General features: G+C 67.6%; 5 protein-coding genes. 3 read left to right on the top strand and 2 right to left on the bottom strand.

Features of this window, described 5'->3' with window-relative positions; translation table 11 throughout:
• Positions 1 to 1,036: 1,036 nt before the first annotated feature.
• Entirely contained in the window at positions 1,037 to 2,473 is a 1,437-nt protein-coding gene (locus E1202_RS30960) for an amino acid permease (protein ID WP_408007735.1), read from the top strand.
• Between the two features lie 66 nt (positions 2,474 to 2,539).
• Here the strand turns inward: E1202_RS30960 and E1202_RS30955 are convergent, their stop codons facing one another.
• Together E1202_RS30955 and E1202_RS30950 are read right to left on the bottom strand one after the other, a co-directional pair.
• Positions 2,540 to 2,980, bottom strand: coding sequence for a nitroreductase family deazaflavin-dependent oxidoreductase (locus E1202_RS30955; RefSeq protein WP_132686853.1), 441 nt, complete (start codon positions 2,978 to 2,980; stop codon positions 2,540 to 2,542).
• Positions 2,981 to 3,067: 87 nt separating this feature from the next.
• Entirely contained in the window at positions 3,068 to 3,796 is a 729-nt protein-coding gene (locus tag E1202_RS30950) for a LysR substrate-binding domain-containing protein (protein WP_132686852.1), read from the bottom strand.
• 42 nt (positions 3,797 to 3,838) lie between these two features.
• On the opposite strand from E1202_RS30950, the gene E1202_RS30945 reads away from it, so the two are divergent.
• Complete coding sequence (locus E1202_RS30945) at positions 3,839 to 4,249, top strand: DUF5997 family protein (protein WP_132686851.1); 411 nt, start codon at positions 3,839 to 3,841, stop codon at positions 4,247 to 4,249.
• A gap of 286 nt (positions 4,250 to 4,535) precedes the next feature.
• On the top strand, positions 4,536 to 4,899 hold a 364-nt coding region (locus tag E1202_RS30940; protein WP_132686850.1), incomplete at its 3' end, for a diiron oxygenase.

The raw sequence follows: 4,899 nt of genomic DNA, 5'->3' as shown, positions 1-4,899 counted from the left end.
GGGGCGGGGCTCTGCACACCGACCGGTTGCGCGGCAGCGTCCACGCTGTGCGGGGTCGATGTTTCGGCGCTTGCCAATGCACCGAGGCCCAGGGCTGCGGCCAATCCGAACGGGACAACCGCAACTGCGAGCCGGGGCATCTAGGTCTCCGTTTCAAGGCGGGATCATTACAACTTCATATCCTTACGCCAAGCGACGATCCTTTAATGGGCCGAATGGAGCAATCTATTGAGGCCCGCACCACCATCTCACTGCGCGTCACGTGATCGTCCCCCCTGGTCACAGGCACGGATCACGATCACGAAGAAGCGATCAACTCCCCACATCGAAAACTATCCGTAAACGGCCGCGCACGCGCCGCAATAATTGCGATGCGAAACGCGAGCAGGCAATAGACGGAGCGTGGCGAGCCCCTGGAGCCAGGGAGTAATCGGGCGAGCACGAATTGTTGCCCCGTAAGCAGGGTCACATTTCAGCCCCTCCTGGAAGTCGCTTTCGAGGGCGTGCGAGCACGAATCGAGCGGCGCGACGCGGCCGCGGCGGTGACGCCGACCTCCCCGCTACCGCGCGTGGCCGCGGCGACGCGCTGACGACGCAGCGTTCGCGACCGGACACCGCCCTCGCGCGCGAGACCATTCAGCCCCGGAGCGAAAGCGGACGGAATCCCTCGAATTGCCCGACCCCGCGCGGTTTCGCCCTGTTCTTCCCTTTTCGGATCAAGGAGAACGCTCGGGAATTTCCCATTTGATGGGCGCGCGATGACGACGAACGCCGACGTCGCGCGCACCTGGACGGCGTAGCGGAGCCCTCCCCGGATCACCGGAACGACCGTCCACCAGGGACGACGAGACCTGGAACACAGAAGAGGGGTTCTGGGAAAGACTCCCGAGAACCACGCGGAACCGACTCGCGCGCAACGCGGACGCGAATTTCCGATGACTAGTATCGCCCCGCCGGATGACCTAGCACCGGCACGAAAAACGCCTGGACGTCGCTTTTCTCCGGCGTGTCCTGGTCACGAAGGGACTTGGTTTTCGTGGATTCATCGTTGCGGTCGGGGCAGGATGCTGCGCCCACGACCGACGCCGACGGCTATTCGAAGTCGCTCGGCAACCGCCAGGTGCAGATGATCGCCATCGGCGGAGCGATCGGCGTCGGGCTCTTCCTCGGTGCAGGAGGCAAGCTCGCCGCGGTCGGCCCCTCGCTGGTGGTCGCCTACGCGCTGTGCGGTCTGGCGGCGTTCTTCGTCATGCGCGCCCTCGGTGAACTGGTGCTGTACCGCCCGGTCGCGGGCAGCTTCGTGGAGTACGCACGCGAGTTCATCGGCCCCTGGGCGGGTTTCGCCTCCGGCTGGATGTACTGGCTGAACTGGGCGATGACCGGCATCGCCGAGATCACCGCGGTCGCGATCTACGTGCACCGCTGGCTGCCGGACCTGCCGCAGTGGATCACCGCGCTGATCGCGCTGGGCGTGCTGCTGGCGGTCAACCTGGTGTCGGTGAAGCTGTTCGGCGAGCTGGAGTTCTGGTTCTCGCTGGTGAAGGTGCTGGCGATCCTGGTGTTCCTGGTCGTGGGTCTGGGCCTGGTGTTCACCGCCACCGACATCGGCGGTGCACCGGCGGGACCGGCCAACCTCACCTCGCACGGCGGCTTCTTCCCCAGCGGCTTCGGCATCACGCTGATGGCGCTGCAGTCGGTGGTCTTCGCCTACTCGGCGATCGAGATGGTCGGCATCACCGCGGGTGAGGCCAAGGACCCGCACAAGGTGCTGCCCAAGGCCATCAACGGCGTGGTGTGGCGGATCGCCATCTTCTACGTCGGTTCGGTGCTGCTGCTGGCGATGCTGCTGCCGTGGACGGTCTTCAGCGCCGACGAGAGCCCGTTCGTCACCGTGTTCTCCCGCCTGGGGATCCCTGGCGTCGGCGACGTGATGAACGCCGTGGTGCTCACCGCCGCGCTGTCGTCGTGCAACTCCGGTCTGTACTCGACCGGCCGCATCCTGCGGGCGCTGGCCAACGACGGCGAGGCGCCGAAGTTCGCCGCGAAGATGAACAAGCGCCGCGTTCCCTACGGCGGAATCCTGTTCACCGCAGCTGCTTTCGTGCTCGGCGTCATCCTCAACGGCATCGTGCCGGAGCAGGCGTTCGAGATCGCCACCGCGATCGCCTCTCTCGGTGTGGTCGCGACCTGGGCCACGCTGGTGATCTGCCAGATGCGGCTGCGGACCCGGGCCATGCGCGGTGAGATCGAGCGGCCGAGCTACCGGATGCCCGGCGCGCCCTACACGGGCTGGGCCACGCTGGCTTTCCTCGCCCTGGTGATCGCTCTGATGGGCTTCTCCGACGGCGCCGAGCGGATCGCGTTCTTCTCGATCCCCGCCATCGTCGCGGTGATCGCGCTGGGCTGGTGGCTGATCTCGCGCGGCCGCGCCAAGCGCGCCAACGGCGAGCCGATGGCCACCACCGGGTCGTGATCTGCTGCGGGAGAACGGCTTCCGGGGCGCTCCCGGAAGCCGTTCTCCGCTGTCGCGGGAGCTCGCTCAGGACGAGACGGGCTCCAGCAGGACGACGGGGATGGTCCGCTCGGTCTTGGTCTGGTACTCCGCGTAGTTCGGGAAGGCCGCGACCGCGCGGTCCCACCACAGCTCGCGCTCCTCGCCGCTGAGCTCGCGCGCCTCGTAGTCCCCCCGCTCCGGGCCGTCTTGCAGCTCAACGCGCGGGTTGGCGCGAATGTTGTGGTACCAGACGGGATTCTGCGGAGCCCCGCCCAACGAGGCGACGACGGCGTAGCGCCCGTCGTGCTCGACGCGCATCAACGGCGCCTTGCGGATCTTGCCGGACTTGGCGCCCTTGGTGGTCAGCACGACGACCGGGAACCCGTGCATCGTGGTGCCTTCGGTACCGCCGGAGCTCTCGTACTTCTCGACCTGATCGCGCACGAACTCGGTCGGGCTCGGTTCGTACTCGCCAGTCAACGGCATCTCCGTACCTCCATCGCAGAACCGGATCGTGACCACGACAACATCACGAGCGCGGCCCGCATTCCACGTGAGTCACCCGCCCGTGGGTCAGCGGCGACGCGGTTTGCGCCCCTTGCCCGGAGCCGGACCGCGACGCGACGCCGGCTTGCGCGCCTGGGCGGCGGCGGGCTTGGCGGGGGCCTTCTTGGTCTTGCGGGCGGGTTCGGGCTGCTGCTTGCCCCGGGTGCTGTTGACCGTGCGACCGCGGACGATCCCGATGAACTGCTCCATCAGGTCCGTGGTCTCGTCCTCGATCCAGCTCAGCGCGACGGTGGATTCGGGCGCGTCGGTGATCGGCCGGTAGGTGAGGTCCTTGCGGTGGTGCAGCCGCGCCAACGACTGCGGCACGACCAGCAGCCCGACTCCGGCGGCGACCAGCACGATCGCATCGGCCGTGGTGGCGGGGCGCTCGACCGCGGGAAGTCCCGGCGGGCACTCCCAGTCGAGGGTGTCGTCGAGCGGGTGCAGCAGGACGTCCTCGGCGAGGTCCTCGGAGGTGACCTCGTCGGCGGCGGCGACCACGTGGTCCTTGGGCACCACGACCACGGTCTGCTCGGTGTAGAGCGGGATGGCGTGCAGCCCGGTGCGGTCGATGGGCAGCCGCAGCAGCGCCGCGTCGGCTTCACCGTCGCGGACCAGGCCGGGCGCCTCGGCGGCCGCGGTCTGGACGAGGTTGAGGGGAACGAGGGGTTCGCGCTCCTGCCACTTGCGCGCCCACTTGTCGGGCGTGATGCCGGGGACGTAGGCGAGGTCGAAGGACGGGGCCGACTCTGTCACCTGCCCAGACTACCGGCCGGAGTCGCCGGTTACGCTGGTCGGATGACGTCGCGCAAAACCGTCCAGACGATGAAGCCCGCCACGGCGGCCAAGAAGCTGGGTGTCCTGCTGGAGGCCACCCCCGCCGACTTCCAAGAGGGCGTCGTCTCGCGCGACGAGCTCAACGCGCTGCAGGCCGACCCGCCGGAGTGGCTGCGGGACCTGCGCCGCAACGGTCCGCACCCGCGCCCCGTCGTCGCGGCGAAGCTGGGCATCTCGATCAGCGGTCTGACCCGCAACGGCTACGCGGACCCGCTGACCACCGAGCAGATCAACGCGATCCGCGACGAGGACCCCGAGTGGCTCCACCTGGAACGCACCACCCGCGTCGAAGCGCGTCGCGAGGAGGAGCGGGCGCAGGCCCGCAAGGCGGCCAAGGCCGAGAAGTCCGCCAAGACCCGCGACAACTCCTGATTGACACCACGAATCTCTGCGCAAGCGGCGCCGGCCGCGAGGTATGAGCATCACTCTCGCCGCTGGCACCGCCGCGGGTTCTCAGACGTCGTCTGGCGAGTACGCCGCGACACCGATGTCCACCCCAGGGGTAAGCGGAACACATCAGGAGTGGCGCACGGAGTCCAGGCGACGTCTGAGGTTCCGCTACCTGCACCGCCCAGCACATGGTGTTCTGCAACGGGAAATTATGGGGTACATTCGTGTTCCTGTTACTCCGAGTACACCGTAGTGCGGAGGTGTGGGCATGACCGCCGTCGATGTTGCCGGCCAGGGCGTGGAGCAGGACTTCTCCAGTCGCCTGCTCGAATCGTCGCAGATGCTGTCCTACGACCCGATGACCGAGATCGACTGGGACAGCCCCCTGCCGGCCGATCAGCACGGACTGAACCCCGAGTGGAGCACGCTCTACGGCACGCCGCTGTGGGACGAGCTCACCGAGCAGCAGCGCATCACGCTCACCAGGCACGAGGTGTGCTCGATCATGAGCACCGGCATCTGGTTCGAGATGATCCTGCAGCAGATGATCCTGCGCGACCAGTACGTCAAGAACCCCGCGAACTCCGAGTTCCAGTTCGCCCTCACCGAGATCGCCGACGAATGCCGGCACT

Source organism: Saccharopolyspora karakumensis (genome assembly GCF_004349225.1).
Lineage (GTDB): Bacteria > Actinomycetota > Actinomycetes > Mycobacteriales > Pseudonocardiaceae > Saccharopolyspora > Saccharopolyspora endophytica.
Note: the sequence above shows the minus strand (reverse complement) of the source record. Positions and strands in the feature narration are given on the sequence as shown.

Bases quoted from the DNA above. Each gene is read 5' to 3' on its own strand.
- E1202_RS30955 (WP_132686853.1), bottom strand. From the start codon at position 2,980: ATGCCGTTGACTGGCGAGTACGAACCGAGCCCGACCGAGTTCGTGCGC.
- E1202_RS30945 (WP_132686851.1), top strand. From the start codon at position 3,839: ATGACGTCGCGCAAAACCGTCCAGACGATGAAGCCCGCCACGGCGGCC.